Genomic DNA, 14,669 nt, shown 5'->3' with positions numbered 1-14,669 from the left:
GCCTTCAATCAAATGGAGGTGGTATGAAGTACTTCGTTGTGTTTGGAGTCATGGTCGCATGCGTGGTTAGCGGTCTTCTTGGGGCGACTATCGGGATAAATATGAACCCGGAGTCAACTACAAAGTACGTTATAAGCTGGGGCAGTCTGGGGGATTGGGTCGCTGGTATTGGTGCCTTTTTCGCGGTCGGTGTTGCGCTTTGGCAATCGTATGTCCAGCGCCGAGAGGACGTTGAAGACCTCACGATAGATCAGGCGCAAGGCAATGAGCGCTGGCGGATTTCTATTGTTTCTAGAGGAAAGAGGCCTGTAAGAGTTCTATGGATTGGATTCTACTCAAAAAAAATAGACACGATTCTTCCCATCAAGAGCTTCATTTTTCATGGGGATAGTGCGTCTCTACCTCAGACCCTTGGCTATGCCGAAAACATTGATTTTCTGGTTCAGCCAGAGATGTTTTTGGACTTGGCAGTTAACGCCGTGATCACCTTTGACAAGCTTGAAGATCTACAGATACAAGCGAAAACGACGCTGGGCGAGTTTCGAGAGCCCGTATCTCCGGAAACTAAGGCCGCCTTTATTGCGGCCATGAAGAAAAAATTCGATGAGGCTAAGCTGCGCGGAAGCAGTTGAGCGAATAACTGATACACACAGCCCTGGCACATGCCGGGGCTTTTTTATGCCTGCAAAGCCGGCGAAATATACCCAAGGGGGTCATCAACGTGTCAGAAGAAAACGAAATCGACCTGGAAAACCCGGCAATTAAGGCCGCTATCGCGACTGCCGTTGAAGCATCCGTTTCTGGCCTCAAAACCAAGAACACCGAGTTGTTGGGCAAGCTCAAAGACACCACCGGCAAGCTCACCCAGTTCGAAACCCAGTTCGAAGGCATCGACATTGATGCCGTTAGAGGTTTGCTCAGTCGTGCCGGCCAGGACGAAGAAACCAAGCTCTTGACCGAGGGCAAGGTGGACGAGGTCTTCAATCGACGCACCGAGCGCCTGCGTGGTGACTACGACAAGCAGTTGAAGACCATCAGCGAGCGCGCCGAGAAGGCCGAATCCTTTGCTGCCAAGTTCCAGGGCAAGGTTCTGGGTGACTCGGTACGCGGTGCGGCACTGAAGGCCGGCGCTCTGCCAGAAGCAACCGACGACATCATCCTGCGCGCCAAAGGCGTGTTCACCCTTAACGAAGATGGCGATGCAGTCGCCGTTGATGAATCCGGCCAGGTCATCCTCGGTAAAGACGGCAAAACCCCTTTGACTCCGCTCGAATGGGCGGAATCTCTGCGCGAAAGCGCACCTCATCTGTGGCCAAGGGCTTCAGGGACATTTGCCCCGGGCGGGGGTGGCGGCAAGGCTGCATTCAAGCGCTCCGAAATGACCTCCGAGCAGAAGCGCGACTTTCAGCGCAAGCACGGCCAAACCGCATATCTCGCATTGCCCAAGTAGGGGGATTGACCCATGGCTACAACCGTTAACAGCGACCTGATCATCTACAACGATGAGGCGCAAACTGCATACCTGGAGCGTGTCCAGGACAACCTGGATGTATTTAACGCATCGTCCAACGGCGCGATGGTGCTGGACAACGAACTGATCGAGGGTGACTTCCGCAAGCGCGCTCTCTACAAGCTGAACGGCTCCTTGGAGCACCGCGACGTCAACTCCGACGGCAAGGTAACCGCCAAGAAGATCAGCGCTGGTGAAGCTGTTGGAGTCAAGGCTCCCTGGAAGTACGGCCCGTACCAGACCACCGAAGAGGCATTCAAGCGCCGCGGTCGTCCGGTCGAGGAGTTCTCCCAGATCGTCGGCGCCGACGTCGCTGATGCAACCCTGGAAGGCTTCATCCAGTACGCAACTGCTGGCCTGCGTGCCGCCATCGGCTCCAACGCTGACATGGTGGTTTCGGCCAACATCGAAACCGATGGCAAGAAGACGCTGACTCGCGGTATGCGCAAGTTCGGCGACAAGTTCGGCCGTATTGCTCTGTGGGTCATGCACTCCAGCGCCTACTTCGACATCGTCGACGAAGCTATCACCAACAAGATCTACGAAGAAGCTGGCGTCGTGATCTACGGCGGCCTGCCGGGCACTCTGGGCAAGCCGGTACTGGTGACCGACACCGCGCCGGCGGATGTGATCTTCGGCCTGCTGCCAAACGCCGTAACCATCACCGAGTCGCAGGCCCCAGGCTTCCGTTCCTACGAAGTGAACGACGAAGAAAACCTGAGCATCGGCTACCGCGCTGAAGGCACCGTGAACATCGACGTGTTGGGCTACAGCTGGAAAGCCACCACTGGCGGTTCTAACCCAACCCTGGCTGCTGTCGGCTCCGCTGCCAACTGGGTCAAGCACGCGGGCAGCAACAAGGTCACCGCCGGTGTGATGATCACGCTCACCGCAACGCCTCCTGTTACTGGCGGTTAAGCCTCAAACTCAACGCGCGGCCAGCAATGGCCGCCTTGGAGAAACACATGGAACTGACTTACAGCAACCAGCTCAGCGGCTTCGACCCGGAGAAGCGTTACCGCAATCCGGAACACTTCGATAAGCCCGAAGCGGATGTGACCAGCGTGCTGGTAATTGGCGATTGGCCGAGCGTGGTCAATGCATACGAAGCAGCCGGCATCAATGTGTCGGTGAAGGAAGCCAAGCGGGTGCAGATTGTTGGTGCGGGCAACCAAGCCGAGCTGGAAAAGGTGATCGCGGCTTTGCGTGCTGAGCATGGATCGATCCAGATCCTTGTTGACGGTCTGGAAGCTGGCGAGATTCACCGTCCAGAGTCCGGCGAACTGGCGTTGCGCTTGTTTGACGTGCTGGGCAACATCCATGCTTCGGTAGGTGAGTTGACCACTGAACGTGACGGCCTGGCCTTGACTGTCGACGCACTTCGCGGAGAGGTTGAAGCGCTGAAGAAGTCTGCCCTCACGCCGCCGGCTGATGAGACCGGTGACGTCGCGGCGCTGAAAGCAAAGCTCGACGAAGCCAAGATTCAGTATCGGGCCAACGCCTCCAAAGAATCCCTGGAAAAGCTCGTCGCTGAGTTGCCCAAGGAGTAATACTGCTGGCTGTCGGTCACCCGGCGGCCAATTTACAAACCATTCCAGCGAGTTGACGCATGACACTCATGATCGAGACCGGACAAGGGCTTCCTGACGCCGAAAGCTACGCGAGTGCTGCGGACCTGGTCATGTACGCCAGTAAGTTCGGTGTGGTCATCCCTGCCGACGCTCCTGCGCAGGAAGCGCTGCTGCGTCGGGCCGCCTTGGCGATGGATGCCATGACCTGGAAGGGCCGCAAGACGAACAGCGAGCAGGCCCTATCCTGGCCGCGCCGGGAAGTACTGCTGGATCACGAGATCAAGCCGAACAACTACCTGCCGGCGCGGATCCATTACGGGCAGATGGCCTTGGCCGCCGAAATCCATCAGGACGATATCGACCCGGTGGAAAAACGCAAAGGCGCGGTGCTGCTGGATCGTGTTGAGGGGGCTGTGACGCGGCAATACGCGGCGATCCCATCCACCAGTAACCGGCTGCTGCCAGCAGCGCCTGATCGGCCGAGTGCAACCCAGTTTGCCGACTACCTACAAAAGCGCGGGCTGTTCGCAATCCGCGCATAATCGTCATGCGGGTGAATGCGCAGGCTGATGCGTCAAGGTAACGGGCTTTTGCCCTGTGGACGTCGGATCCATACTGTACGGTCGTGCAACTCGACCAACCCGAAAGCAGGAGATCAGCACCTGCCGCCCGCACCCATTTAAAGGCCCGGCCATCGCGCTGGGCTTTTCACATCTGGAGCCACCATGGCCTTTTACGACGAAATGGCCGTGATGGCTCTGGAAATGATCACAGAGTTCGGCCAGCCCGTGACCATCAGCAAGACGGTGCCGGGGGAGTACGACCCGGAGACGGGCGGGGAAGCGCCAGGCGCCACTGTTGAGCAAATCGCCCAGGGCATCCTGCTCGACTTCACCGGCTTGGAATTCCAGAACAACAGCCTCATCAGGCAGGGCGACAAAAAGCTGAAGATCGCCGCGCAGGGCCTGTCCTGGGTACCGGGCCTGCTCGACAAGGTGGTCGCCCAGGGCCGCGCCTGGTCAATCGTTCCTCCACTGAAAGAAGTTAACCCCGCCGGCACTCCGATCCTTTATGAGCTGCAGGTGCGTTCGTGACTAATAAATATTCGGGTATGAACGGCAGCTTTGCCGAGAACATTCGCGACTTCGCCGAGCGCGCTCAGGCTGGTATCGACGCGACCATCCGCGAGATTGTTATCGAGATCGGCAGCAGCGTCATCCGAATGTCGCCGGTGGGCAATCCAGAGATCTGGGCTGCGAACGTCGTTCACCGACAGGCGAACAAGCGAGCCGCCGATGACTACGACTTCAAGGTTTCGGTGCGCAACACGATCATCAACCTCAACGAGTCGAACTTCACGAAGGCAGGCAACCTCAAGCGCGGCGTGAAATACGCTAAGCCGCTGACAAAGACTGAGCGCGACCAGAATTTCAACGTGAATGGCCTGGTCGCCGGTAAGGACTATGTCGGCGGCCGCTTCCGGGCGAACTGGAATTTCTCTATTGGCTCTGTCGACAACAGCTTCCGCATTCACCCGGACCCGACAGGGGCTGAGGCGACTGCGCGGCTTGTGGCGGGCGCCATTGAGTTTAAGGCCGGCGAAACGGCTTTCATCGTAAACAACTTGCCCTACGCGATTCCGCTGGAGTTCGGCCATTCCACCCAGGCCCCCGGCGGCATGGTCCGGGTAACCGTGGCTCGATTTCAGCAGATAGTGCTGGAGGCCATCAGGAACAACCAGGTATGAGTCACGCAATCATCGCCTCGATCTACGAGGCCAAGCTGATCGCTTGGAATGCTGTCCGGTCGGAGAAGCTGAAGATCGTTTTCGAGAATACGGCCTATACGCCGGCGGCGGGCGAGACCTACCTGCGAGCCTTCACTATCGCGGGCGACACCGCGAGCAACACGCTCGGCGGCGATCACCGGCTGTTCACCGGAGTGTTCCAGGTAAGCATCATCGCGCCGGCGGGCACTGGGAAGACCAAGACGAACCCCATTGCGGTCGAGCTGGTCGGCTTGTTCCCGCTATACGCCAGGGACACGAAGGGCTCGGTCACCGTGGTGACCATGTCGCCAGTCGACCCGGGCCCTGGCATCACCGGTGATTCCACCTACACCGTTCCAGTCTCTTTCTTGTACCGAGCCGACACCAATTGAGCGGCTCGCGCTAGAATCGCTCCACGTAAATGGGTAGGTAGGGGCGTCACCATGGATGAAGATACAAAAGCGCGATTACAGTGGCTGGATGAGTCAGCAGATGATCACGCCTGGAACAACCGCGACGAGATTATTGCCAGCGACAAGTGCATCTGCACTGCGTGCGGGGAATGGTCTACGCCGAGTCAAATTACGAAGTGGTATCTGGAAAAGCATGCCTGTTGTCCTTCCTGCGGCCTTACCGGCGTCGTCATTGGTTCCAAATCTGGGCTGCCTCTTGAGGCTTATCAAGACTGCCGTAATACTGAATAACGTAACCGCCAAATAATTCGCCCATTGGGCAATCCCAAGAACCCGCCATTGAGCGGGTTTTTTCACATCTGCAAAGAGGAAATACCCATGGGCTACAAAATTCCGGACGGCGGCACCTTCCAGCACGGTGCCACCTATGGCCCGGACATCCCGTTTACGGCGCTGAGCAACGCGGCTGAGGCCGTGGCCACTGTAACTGGCGGCACATTGTCCGCTGGCGACATCGTGATTGTCACTTCCGGCTGGACTCGCCTGGGCAACCGGGTTGTGCGCGTGAAGGCGGCCACTGCGACCGCCATCACCCTCGATGGCATCGACACCACTGACCTACAGATTTACCCAGCCGGCTCCGGCATCGGCTCGCTGAAGAAGGTGCTGACCTGGGTACAGATTCCGCAAATCACCGATGTCGCTTTCGCCGGCGGCACCCAGAACTATCTGGACGTGGTGTTCCTGGAAGATAAGCAAGGCCGCCAGATGCCAACCGACAAAGCGGCGGCCAGTTTGGCGCTGACCATTGCGGATGACCCGGGCCAGGCGTTCAACGCCATCCTTCGCGCCGCTGATGCCAGCCAGACCATTCAGGCTGCGCGCCTGAACCTGCCGGGCAACGACACGCTGTTCTACGGCGCCTTCACCTCGTTCTCCAACCAGCCGACTGTGTCTCGCAGCAACTTGCTGACCCGGACCGTGAACCTGGCGCTGCAGGGTGAACCGACCCGTTACCTGACTGCGGTGGCATAACCCATGGCAAAGATCAGAATCGCCCAGAACCCGACGTTCAAGGCCTTCGTGTCGATCCCTATCGTTGGGGGCGAGCCCGAGAAGATCGAGTTCACCTTCAAGTATCGGGATCGTCCAGGGCTTGCCGCCTTGTTCGATGAATGGACCCTGAAGCGCGACGAGGCACAGGCCGCCCTCGGCGATAAGCCTACGCTTTCCGAAATCGTAGCCGCTGACACTGAGCAGCAAGCGCAGCAGATCAAGGACCTGGTGGTCGGCTGGGGCTTCGATGACAAGTTCGACGATAAGAGCATCCTGGCATTGGTGAAGTCCTGCCAGGGCGCGGCTGAGGCAGTTGTGAACGCCTACCAGAACGCATTCAGCCAGGCCCGCCTGGGAAACTGACAGACGCCGCCCGCGCACTCTACGCGCCGGCGGCACCTGCTGAACTGATGGGTCTGTTTGGGCTTTCCCCGGGTGACCTTGAAGAGGTGACCGAGGTATGGCCCTGCAACTGGCCGGCGTTCTTCCTGTTCAACCGGATGTCGACTCAGTGGCGGGCGGGCGCCGGCGGCGCGATCGGTCTCGACTACAACTGCATCCGCGACGTGGCCGGCTTCCTCGGTATCAAGAAAAAGAAACTCGCTGAAATCTTCCCTGACCTTCAGGTGCTGGAAGGCGAAGCCCTGCGCGTCATGGCGGAGGAAAGGGAAAACAGCCTGTAACCACGGGCACTTATTCAAGGTGAGTCGATGAACATTGCAGAACTCGGCGTCAAGATCGACTCGGCCGATGCAATCCAGGCTAAAACGAGCCTGGATGATATGGCGAAGGCCGGCGGCCGGGCCGAGCAGTCCGCCGTTTCGCTGATGAACGAAATGCAGGCGCTGGAAAAGTCACTGTCCACCAGCGCCAAAACCACCCAGGACCTGGCAAAGCAGCGCGACGCTCTCGCTAAGCTGACCAAGACCGGCGCCTATGGCGAGGCCGAGGCAGCGAAGATATCGGCGCAGCTCGACAAGCAGCAGGTGGCCTTGGCCAAGTCCGCCATGGATGAGCAGAAGGCCCTGAACAGCCTGCTGGGTGCCATCGACCCGGCTCGCGCGGCCCTGGCCAAGCTGGATACCCAGGTAGAGCAACTGGGCAAACATCTGGATGCTGGGCGCTTGAGCCAGGAGGATTACAACAAAGCCCTGAGCAATATCGATAAGGATTACGCAAAGCTCGAAAAGACCAATACCGGTTTCGACAAGCTGCGTCTGGGTACTCGGCAAGCTCAGGAAAACGTTGTTCAGTTGGGCAATGCATTGTCTTCGGGCGACTGGGGTAGTGGTGTTCGCGCTGTGGCTCAGTTGGGCGCTGGCGCGGGTGCAGGGGCTGTTGGCTTGCTTGCCATCCTGACACCGCTGGCTCTGGCTACCGCCGCCGTAGGCGGTCTTGCATACGCCTACCATCAAGGCAGTGAGGAGCAAGATAACTACAACAAGGCGCTGATCCTCACAGGCAATTACGCCGGTGTGAGTGCGGGCCAACTGAGCGATATGGCGCGTCAGATCAGCGCAACGGTCGGTACTACTGGCCAGGCCGCAGAGGTGCTGTCGACGCTGGCAGGCAATGGAAAGATTGCAGGTGCGAGCTTCGTTGAAATTTCAGAAGCCGCCTTGGCGATGGAGAAAGCGACGGGGAAGTCTGTAGACGCGACGGTAGCGGAGTTCGTCAAGATTGCTGAGGACCCAGTTGCTGCTGCGAAGTCTCTGAATGATCAGTATCACTTCCTGACCGCCTCGGTTTATTCACAGATTGTTGCGCTTAAGGAGCAGGGCGACACCATCGGTGCAGCGAAGCTCTTGACCGACACTTACGCCGACACCGTAAAGGGCAGGGCTGGTGAGATCACTCAGAATCTCGGCACTATCGAAAGGGCGTGGAAAGGCATCACGGATGAGGCCAAGAAGTCCCTCGACGCGATAAAAAATATTGGTCGCGATGAAGGGCCGGCCAAAAGGATCGCTGAACTTACCCAAAGTGCGGCTTACGCTCGAAGCGTGCTCAAAGCTGACCCGGATGACACTGACGCCCAAAAGAAACTCGCGGCTTCTGAGAAGGAGCTGTATCAGCTCCAGCTTATGGTCTTTGTTGGTGGTCAGCGAACCAAAGCCCAAGAGGATCAGGTGCGTGTTCAGCAGGAAGGGATCGAGGCTGAGCAGAAGCTCAAGGCAATCAGCGATTCGAACCTGACCAATGCAGAGAAGCGCAATAAGCTGATCAAAGAGTACGAGCGGTCAGTCGAAAACCTCCGCAAAGCAAACCCGGACAGTCCCCTCGTCCAGCCAGATTATGTGGCTAAGACGATCCAAAACATTAAGGACAAGAACAAAGACCCCGCGATTGCTGCCGGCAGCGTGGATCTGACCGGCTTCAATGACGCGAAGAACAACCTCGCGGCCATCGCTACCGACTACAAAAACTACCAGAAGCAGTTGGACGCATCGCAAAAGGCTGGGCTTATTTCAGAGGCAGACTACCTGTTGCGGCGCCAAGCCCTGATCGGTAATGAGCGCGACCAAGTAACGGCAGCCTACGAGGCCGAGATATCCGCTCTGGAAGCCGCCAAGGGCAAGAAGTCCACCACTGCCGCGCAAAGTATCCAGCTCGACCAGAAGATCGCTGACGCGCGCGCAGGGATGGTCAAGGCGCAGAAGGACGCCGACAGCCAGCTTGAAGTGCTGGCAACCAACGAGACCGGGCGCTTGGCGAAGCAGGAGCGAGCGATCAGCACCTACGTGCAGGCACTGGGGCAGCAACAACGAGCCCTGGAGCTTGCCGGGCAGCGTGCGGTGCTTGGCGTGGGCCAGGGTGATCGCCAGAACGCACTCAGTGGCGAACTGAACAGCCAGCAAGATCGGTTTGCTCAGCAGTCACTGGAGCTGGCCAACCAAAAGTCTGACCCGTCGCGGAGCATGTCGGAGGAAGAGTTCAAGCGTAAGTCGCAGGCGCTCGCAGACGCGAATAAGGCTGCCACTGACCAAATCCGGCAGAACTACGCGGATGTGGAAAATGCGCAGGGTGATTGGACCAAGGGAGCAACAGCGGCATGGGACAACTACTTGGATTCGGCTCGCAACGTCGCCGGGCAGACAAAAAGCCTGTTCGGCAACGCCTTTAGCTCCATGGAAGACGCCGTCGTCAACTTCGCCATGACTGGAAAGCTTTCCTTTGCGGACTTCACGAAGTCGATTTTGGCGGATATGGCGCGTATCGCGACCCGTCAGGCGAGTTCAGCGTTGCTTGGCAGTTTGGTTGGCGCAGCGGCGAGCTACTTCGGTGGAAGCGCCGCCGGCGGCAACGGGCTAGCCGCTGGGTCTGCCGGTGCTGCTTCGTCAAATCTTGGCGCATCAGCGGGCGGCTACTCGGGCTCGTACTTCCCTCAAGCTTTGGGCGGCGCCTGGTCGGGCGGTGTGCAGATGTTCGCCGACGGCGGCGCCTTCACCAACTCCATCGTCAGCAAGCCTACGGCGTTCGGCATGGCCAACGGCAAAACCGGTGTCATGGGCGAGGCGGGTGAAGAGGCGATCATGCCACTGACTCGCACATCCAGCGGCAAGCTGGGTGTTATGGCCATGGGCGGTGGTGGGGCGGGTGCAACGCAGATCAACGTCGCGGTGCATATCGACGGAGACGGCAACGCATCATCCTCTGCCGACGCGCCTGGCTACGACCTGTTCGGCAAGGAGCTGGCGGCTTTTGTGGAGCAGAAGTACCAGCAGATGCGCAACAAGGACATGGGCCAGGGCGGCGTCATCAACAAAGCAATCAAGGGGCGCTGATGCCAATCGAACGATTTACATGGGCAACGGAGAAGGGCGCGGAAGGGGAGATTACCCAGCGCGTTCGGACCAAAAAGTTCGGCGATGGCTATGAGCAGTCGGTCGAGGACGGACTGAACAATCAGTCGGAATCCTGGCCGGTGACGTTTACCGGCATGGCCGCGCGAATCCTGGAGATCAGGAAGTTCCTCGACAAGCACAAAGGGGCAAAGGCGTTTCTCTGGACGCCACCACTTGGCGTGCTAGGGCTCTACAAGTGCAACGGCTACAAGCCTGTTCACCGTGGCGGCCAGGTCTACGCCATCACCGCCACCTTCCAGCAAACCTTTCACCCCTGAGATAACCGCCCATGGCACTGATCACGGACATCCAGAAACTGGAGCCCGGCGGCGAGATTCGCCTGTTCGAAATTGACGGTACCGAATACGGCGCCGATTACCTGCGCTTCCACGGTCATGCTATCCCGCACACGCCTGAGGAATTGCTGGCCTACGAGGGCTCAGAAGAGGAACTGCCCGCCAAGTCGATTATCTGGCAGGGCCAGGAGTACGCGGCCTGGCCGGTGCAGATTGAGGGTATCTCCTCGAGCAGCGACGGCACCGCCTCTCGGCCGACTTTCGCTGCCGCCAACGTCAACGGGCGCGTCACGGCGTTGTGCCTGGCGTTCGAGGATATGCTCAAGTTCAAGCTGACTGTCCGCGAGACGCTGGCCCAGTACCTAGACGCCGCCAATTTCCCCGAGGGCAACCTAACCGCCGATCCGACCCAGGAGGCGCTGGAGATCTGGTACATCGACCAGAAAACCAGCGAGGACGGCGAGGCGGTGGTCTGGGAGCTGTCGTCCCCGGGTGAGATCGACACCCATGGACTTCCCGGGCGCCAGATGACGACGTTCTGCCACTGGGCCATGACCAATGGTTACCGAGGGCCGGACTGCGGCTACACCGGCGCGGCCATGTTCGACGACGAGGACAACCCCACGGATGATCCGGCCAAGGATCAGTGCAAGGGCTGCCTGTCGTCCTGCAAGTTGCGATTCGGCGAGAACAACGAACTCTCCTTCGGCGGATTCCCCGCCGTATCCCTGATTGCCCGGAGCTGACCATGCGCAAGCACATCATTGCGGCTATCCAGGCGCATGCGGCGGCGGAGTATCCGCGAGAGTGCTGCGGCCTGCTGTTGGCCGTGGGCCGCGCACAGAAGTACTTCCCGTGCCGGAACATAGCCAAGGAGCCGAACGAAGAGTTCCGGCTCGACCCCGAGGACTACGCCGCGGCGGAAGACTTGGGCGAGGTGATCGGCATCGTCCACTCGCACCCGGACGCCACCAGCAGGCCGTCACCGCACGACCTGGCCATGTGTGAAGCCACGGCCTTGCCCTGGCACATTCTGTCCTGGCCCGAGGGCGACATGCGCACGATCACGCCAACGGGCAGCACGCCGCTGCTCAAGCGCCCGTTCGTGCATGGGGCCTGGGATTGCTGGCAAGTCTGCGCCGATTGGTACCAGCGCGAGTGGGGGCTGGAATTCGAGGCCTTCCAGCGCGCCGATGGCTGGTGGGAGAGTGCGGAGAGCGCGAGCCTGTACGAACAGCACTACGAGGCGGCGGCATTTGAGCGGGTAGACAGCCCACAGCGCGGCGACATGATCGTCATGCAGGTTGGCCGGACGGCCCACCCGAACCACGCTGGCATATACCTTGGCACCGATCCGTCACTGCCTGGTGAGGATTCAGGTGTTTTCGGCCCAGGCCCGTTCCTGCTGCACCACCTGTATGGCCGGCCGTCGGAAATCATCGTCTTTGGCGGCCCCTGGCATGACCGGACACGCCTAATCCTCAGGCACAAAGACGCAACACAACCAACATGACGCGGCATGGCCGCGGGGGACTTCATGAGTCGATCTTCTTGGATTGATGAGCAAGCAATGGCAAATCTCGCAAGATTTGCCAATTGCACGCCAGCCGAACTTTCTAAGGTAATTGTTACCGAGGTGATGGTCGAAGCAGCAATGGAGTATGTCTACAGCCTTTACGATCCGCTTGTCACCAATCTGCTTCTAGAAGATATCTTCAGGATTATGACAGCGCATCAACCGAGGGCTCTGGAAGAGAGAGCAGCGCTGCCCGGACCTTTTCTGCAATCTCATCAAACTGTTTGAATTTGGCGATAACGGTATGTTGAGGTTCTCTGCCTATAATCAGATCAGCTATAAGCTCAAGATTACTGCTGGTAAATATCAGGTTGAGAGCCAAGCTTTGAAGGTTTTCCAGAGTGAACTCTTTGATAATCTGCTTACCCTCTGAGTCTTTCCGAATATCACAGGCCGCATTTGCATATTCGGCGCCATCCGGCGAGGGGTACCACTGCCAGTGGGCAACTTCATTCCGGATTTTTGAAAGCTCTTCATAGTCCTTTAAGCAACCGTTCAGACGCTCCAAAACTGGTGCACCTGTCACAGGTTGGGTCGTCTTGGTTTTGTGGTTGGCGAAATCCTTGACTACCCTAAGCAGGGCATTACCTCGCAGCCCCAGTGATTTCGCCAAGATAAACGATTTGGCTTCTGGAATCTCAGTGTAGTGCTGGAATAGCCTCATCAGAGGCGGTTCAAAAAGCGCGTGATTTACCGCAATTTGTCCGATCTCTTTTTTCATCGAGTCGCTTGGACCCGCCCGATAACCCCATTTTCCGTTGTCACTATCCACTTTGACCTCCATATCTTTATCCGCGCTGATATTGGTGCTATCCCAGTCCTTGGGCTTGCAGGCGAAGGACTGGGGAAATCCTTATCCTTTCGTTTGGGTCATGACGACCAAGCGCCATAAAACTTTGGAATTGTTGGGATGCTGATGTTTGTTCTGAGGCGGAAAGCGGTCAGGATGATTTGAAGTGATTTCGTGACCGCACCCTTCGCATCGGTAAATCCCAGAGACAGGAACAATATCGCTAATTTCATAAAGCGTATTCCAGTGCACATTGCCCGGTTGGTTGGTGTTTAAAACCAGCGGTCTTGTTTCTGCAGTAACCAATGCCATCCTGAACTCCCTGTACTTCAATTTTGGAGGCACAACGCTACTACGGCAGAATCTTGCGTTGCCACTGGCAATTCATCCACGCTGGATGCCTGGACAGGCCCGGGTTACAGTCGGCACTTTCAGGACGAGGATTGATCATGAGGATTACCGGATTCGCGGCTGCCGCATGTCTGGTGCTGGCTCTTTCAGGCTGTGCAGGTACCAGCTTTTCGTATGATGACGCCAGGAAGGTTGAGGTCGGCATGACTGAGGAGCAGGTAACCAAAATCATGGGGCCGCCGTACTCGGTGGTTTCTCGCGCCGACGGGCAAATGTGGATTTGGAGCCACGCCAACGGCATGACCGGCGCGAGCCGTGTGATCTCTTTCCGCCTGGTGAATGGTAAGGTCGTGGAAGTACCTACTATCCCCACAAGCTTTAAATAAATCGGAGAGGGAGCGATCTGCGGGCTTTGAAAGTGATCTTTAACCCTGCGCGACAGCAGAGGATTGGTTCCATTTTGGTCGAGACAATTAGGGAGAAACACTTGGAATCAGCACCCTCAACTCATACCCTTCGCCCGCTAACCGATCTTGATTATTACGACTTAAGATCGACTCAACTTTCTCGCGAAATAACTGCCCTTGAGGTCTGGAATATCATCACGGCTGAGCACGGGATTTTTATGCGGTTGGCGTTCCGAATTCGAGACATGATTTCCTCGCTCTTTGGCGTGAAGCGCATAAAAGGGTTTTCTGGGCGGAGACGAAAGTCTGTACGTGAAGGCGATTACCTTGATTTCTTCCTGGTAGAGCATATTGCGGCTGACATCTTGGTTTTGACTGAGCGTGATATACATCTGGATGTCATGATTTGCATCTCCGTAGCAGATTCCGTTCTAACTATTACCTCCTCAGTCGTCACGCATAACCTTTTTGGGCGCATCTACATGCTCCCCGTAGGCCCAGTTCATAAGCTGATCATCAATAACAATTTTAAACGGCTTAGGCGCGAGCTCGAAAGGAGCTGATGTATTCTCGCGATGGCGTCCACGCTGGATGCCTGGACAGGCCCGGGTTACAGTCGCCACTTTCAGGACGAGGATCGATCATGCGGATTTTGATAGTGGCGGTAGCGGTGGCGATGCTGGCGGGGTGCGCCTCCACGGCGATTTCAGTGCGAGACGCCAAGCCGGTGCCGGCGGATGAGGTCTATGCCTTCCAGTCCAAGCCATCTGGCGAAAGCGGGAAAATTACGGTTGTGCGCGACTCCGGCGCCGTTGGGTCGGGCTGCGATATCGTCGTCTATGTAGATGGGCGCAAAGCGGCAAAAATCGGCACAGGCCAGCGGGCTACCTTTTACCTCCCGCCAGGATCACCGAATCTCGGCGCCGGGCTGGCGGGATCGGGCCTATGCGCAGGAGCGGCGATCCGCACCATCGCGGGGACCGTGCAGCCCGGCAAGGAAAGTCTGTACAGGATCAGCGGAGATATGGCTGGCTTCTATATTGGCCCCTACGTCGACTACAACTGAGAAAAGAAAACCATCAAGCC

Annotated in this window: 21 protein-coding genes; 19 read left to right on the top strand and 2 right to left on the bottom strand. The window is 57.9% G+C overall.

Annotated features, from left to right (window positions below):
* Positions 1-23: 23 nt before the first annotated feature.
* From ACM530_RS30075 to ACM530_RS30000, 16 genes are all read left to right on the top strand, one after another.
* On the top strand, positions 24-632 hold the full coding sequence (locus ACM530_RS30075; protein ID WP_242201980.1) for a hypothetical protein: 609 nt from the start codon (positions 24-26) through the stop codon (positions 630-632).
* Positions 633-721: 89 nt separating this feature from the next.
* Positions 722-1,450, top strand: coding sequence for a hypothetical protein (locus tag ACM530_RS30070; RefSeq protein ID WP_416363932.1), 729 nt, complete (start codon positions 722-724; stop codon positions 1,448-1,450).
* A 12-nt stretch (positions 1,451-1,462) separates the two neighbouring features.
* Positions 1,463-2,428: a major capsid protein gene (locus tag ACM530_RS30065; protein WP_042572010.1), complete on the top strand. Its 966-nt coding sequence runs from the start codon at positions 1,463-1,465 to the stop codon at positions 2,426-2,428.
* A 47-nt stretch (positions 2,429-2,475) separates the two neighbouring features.
* Positions 2,476-3,060 carry a hypothetical protein gene (locus ACM530_RS30060; protein WP_416363931.1) on the top strand — a complete coding sequence of 195 codons (585 nt, stop codon included), beginning with the start codon at positions 2,476-2,478 and terminating at the stop codon, positions 3,058-3,060.
* 59 nt (positions 3,061-3,119) lie between these two features.
* Entirely contained in the window at positions 3,120-3,623 is a 504-nt protein-coding gene (locus tag ACM530_RS30055; protein ID WP_416363930.1) for a DnaT-like ssDNA-binding protein, read from the top strand.
* 183 nt (positions 3,624-3,806) lie between these two features.
* A complete protein-coding gene (locus tag ACM530_RS30050; protein WP_416363929.1) occupies positions 3,807-4,175 on the top strand; it encodes a hypothetical protein in 369 nt (122 codons plus the stop codon).
* Between the two features lie 17 nt (positions 4,176-4,192).
* Positions 4,193-4,828: a hypothetical protein gene (locus ACM530_RS30045; protein ID WP_416365137.1), complete on the top strand. Its 636-nt coding sequence runs from the start codon at positions 4,193-4,195 to the stop codon at positions 4,826-4,828.
* On the top strand, positions 4,825-5,241 hold the full coding sequence (locus ACM530_RS30040) for a phage tail terminator-like protein (RefSeq protein WP_416363928.1): 417 nt from the start codon (positions 4,825-4,827) through the stop codon (positions 5,239-5,241). Before ACM530_RS30045 ends, ACM530_RS30040 begins: the two co-directional genes overlap by 4 nt.
* Before the next feature lie 51 nt (positions 5,242-5,292).
* Positions 5,293-5,553, top strand: a complete 261-nt coding sequence (locus ACM530_RS30035) for a hypothetical protein (protein ID WP_416363927.1) — start codon at positions 5,293-5,295, stop codon at positions 5,551-5,553.
* An 87-nt stretch (positions 5,554-5,640) separates the two neighbouring features.
* Positions 5,641-6,297, top strand: coding sequence for a phage tail protein (locus tag ACM530_RS30030; RefSeq protein ID WP_416363926.1), 657 nt, complete (start codon positions 5,641-5,643; stop codon positions 6,295-6,297).
* 3 nt (positions 6,298-6,300) lie between these two features.
* The gene (locus ACM530_RS30025; RefSeq protein ID WP_053256732.1) at positions 6,301-6,681 is read left to right on the top strand and encodes a phage tail assembly chaperone; all 381 of its coding nucleotides are present in this window, start codon (positions 6,301-6,303) and stop codon (positions 6,679-6,681) included.
* A gap of 47 nt (positions 6,682-6,728) precedes the next feature.
* Positions 6,729-7,001, top strand: coding sequence for a DUF1799 domain-containing protein (locus tag ACM530_RS30020; RefSeq protein WP_416363925.1), 273 nt, complete (start codon positions 6,729-6,731; stop codon positions 6,999-7,001).
* A 27-nt stretch (positions 7,002-7,028) separates the two neighbouring features.
* Positions 7,029-10,103: a phage tail tape measure protein gene (locus tag ACM530_RS30015; protein WP_416363924.1), complete on the top strand. Its 3,075-nt coding sequence runs from the start codon at positions 7,029-7,031 to the stop codon at positions 10,101-10,103.
* Positions 10,103-10,441 (top strand): phage tail protein, encoded by a 339-nt coding sequence (locus ACM530_RS30010; protein WP_416363923.1) that lies wholly within the window; start codon positions 10,103-10,105, stop codon positions 10,439-10,441. Before ACM530_RS30015 ends, ACM530_RS30010 begins: the two co-directional genes overlap by 1 nt.
* A gap of 11 nt (positions 10,442-10,452) precedes the next feature.
* On the top strand, positions 10,453-11,205 hold the full coding sequence (locus ACM530_RS30005; RefSeq protein ID WP_416363922.1) for a phage minor tail protein L: 753 nt from the start codon (positions 10,453-10,455) through the stop codon (positions 11,203-11,205).
* Between the two features lie 2 nt (positions 11,206-11,207).
* Positions 11,208-11,972 (top strand): C40 family peptidase, encoded by a 765-nt coding sequence (locus ACM530_RS30000; RefSeq protein ID WP_416363921.1) that lies wholly within the window; start codon positions 11,208-11,210, stop codon positions 11,970-11,972.
* Between the two features lie 208 nt (positions 11,973-12,180).
* On the opposite strand, the gene ACM530_RS29995 is transcribed toward ACM530_RS30000, so the two are convergent.
* Both ACM530_RS29995 and ACM530_RS29990 read right to left on the bottom strand, forming a co-directional pair.
* A complete protein-coding gene (locus tag ACM530_RS29995) occupies positions 12,181-12,807 on the bottom strand; it encodes a hypothetical protein (RefSeq protein WP_416363920.1) in 627 nt (208 codons plus the stop codon).
* An 81-nt stretch (positions 12,808-12,888) separates the two neighbouring features.
* Positions 12,889-13,137: a protein L gene (locus tag ACM530_RS29990; RefSeq protein ID WP_416363919.1), complete on the bottom strand. Its 249-nt coding sequence runs from the start codon at positions 13,135-13,137 to the stop codon at positions 12,889-12,891.
* Between the two features lie 137 nt (positions 13,138-13,274).
* On the opposite strand from ACM530_RS29990, the gene bamE reads away from it, so the two are divergent.
* The 3 genes from bamE to ACM530_RS29975 all read left to right on the top strand — a co-directional run bounded on the left by bamE (position 13,275) and on the right by ACM530_RS29975 (position 14,649).
* On the top strand, positions 13,275-13,562 hold the full coding sequence (gene bamE, locus ACM530_RS29985) for an outer membrane protein assembly factor BamE domain-containing protein (protein ID WP_416363918.1): 288 nt from the start codon (positions 13,275-13,277) through the stop codon (positions 13,560-13,562).
* A gap of 101 nt (positions 13,563-13,663) precedes the next feature.
* On the top strand, positions 13,664-14,146 hold the full coding sequence (locus ACM530_RS29980; protein WP_416363917.1) for a DUF2867 domain-containing protein: 483 nt from the start codon (positions 13,664-13,666) through the stop codon (positions 14,144-14,146).
* Positions 14,147-14,226: 80 nt separating this feature from the next.
* Positions 14,227-14,649 (top strand): hypothetical protein, encoded by a 423-nt coding sequence (locus ACM530_RS29975; protein WP_416363916.1) that lies wholly within the window; start codon positions 14,227-14,229, stop codon positions 14,647-14,649.
* The last annotated feature ends 20 nt before the right edge of the window (positions 14,650-14,669 follow it).

It is taken from the genome of Pseudomonas sp. NFX183 (assembly GCF_047943075.1).
Taxonomy (GTDB): domain Bacteria; phylum Pseudomonadota; class Gammaproteobacteria; order Pseudomonadales; family Pseudomonadaceae; genus Aquipseudomonas.
Note: the sequence above shows the minus strand (reverse complement) of the source record. Positions and strands in the feature narration are given on the sequence as shown.

Excerpts from the sequence above, each read along its gene's own strand:
- ACM530_RS30075 (WP_242201980.1), top strand. The coding sequence starts at position 24 with ATGAAGTACTTCGTTGTGTTTGGAGTCATGGTCGCATGCGTGGTTAGC.
- ACM530_RS30065 (WP_042572010.1), top strand. The coding sequence starts at position 1,463 with ATGGCTACAACCGTTAACAGCGACCTGATCATCTACAACGATGAGGCG.
- ACM530_RS30060 (WP_416363931.1), top strand. The coding sequence starts at position 2,476 with ATGGAACTGACTTACAGCAACCAGCTCAGCGGCTTCGACCCGGAGAAG.
- ACM530_RS30055 (WP_416363930.1), top strand. The coding sequence starts at position 3,120 with ATGACACTCATGATCGAGACCGGACAAGGGCTTCCTGACGCCGAAAGC.
- ACM530_RS30050 (WP_416363929.1), top strand. The coding sequence starts at position 3,807 with ATGGCCTTTTACGACGAAATGGCCGTGATGGCTCTGGAAATGATCACA.
- ACM530_RS30045 (WP_416365137.1), top strand. The coding sequence starts at position 4,193 with ATGAACGGCAGCTTTGCCGAGAACATTCGCGACTTCGCCGAGCGCGCT.
- ACM530_RS30040 (WP_416363928.1), top strand. The coding sequence starts at position 4,825 with ATGAGTCACGCAATCATCGCCTCGATCTACGAGGCCAAGCTGATCGCT.
- ACM530_RS30035 (WP_416363927.1), top strand. The coding sequence starts at position 5,293 with ATGGATGAAGATACAAAAGCGCGATTACAGTGGCTGGATGAGTCAGCA.
- ACM530_RS30030 (WP_416363926.1), top strand. The coding sequence starts at position 5,641 with ATGGGCTACAAAATTCCGGACGGCGGCACCTTCCAGCACGGTGCCACC.
- ACM530_RS30025 (WP_053256732.1), top strand. The coding sequence starts at position 6,301 with ATGGCAAAGATCAGAATCGCCCAGAACCCGACGTTCAAGGCCTTCGTG.
- ACM530_RS30020 (WP_416363925.1), top strand. The coding sequence starts at position 6,729 with ATGGGTCTGTTTGGGCTTTCCCCGGGTGACCTTGAAGAGGTGACCGAG.
- ACM530_RS30015 (WP_416363924.1), top strand. The coding sequence starts at position 7,029 with ATGAACATTGCAGAACTCGGCGTCAAGATCGACTCGGCCGATGCAATC.
- ACM530_RS30010 (WP_416363923.1), top strand. The coding sequence starts at position 10,103 with ATGCCAATCGAACGATTTACATGGGCAACGGAGAAGGGCGCGGAAGGG.
- ACM530_RS30005 (WP_416363922.1), top strand. The coding sequence starts at position 10,453 with ATGGCACTGATCACGGACATCCAGAAACTGGAGCCCGGCGGCGAGATT.
- ACM530_RS30000 (WP_416363921.1), top strand. The coding sequence starts at position 11,208 with ATGCGCAAGCACATCATTGCGGCTATCCAGGCGCATGCGGCGGCGGAG.
- ACM530_RS29990 (WP_416363919.1), bottom strand. The coding sequence starts at position 13,137 with ATGGCATTGGTTACTGCAGAAACAAGACCGCTGGTTTTAAACACCAAC.
- bamE (WP_416363918.1), top strand. The coding sequence starts at position 13,275 with ATGAGGATTACCGGATTCGCGGCTGCCGCATGTCTGGTGCTGGCTCTT.
- ACM530_RS29975 (WP_416363916.1), top strand. The coding sequence starts at position 14,227 with ATGCGGATTTTGATAGTGGCGGTAGCGGTGGCGATGCTGGCGGGGTGC.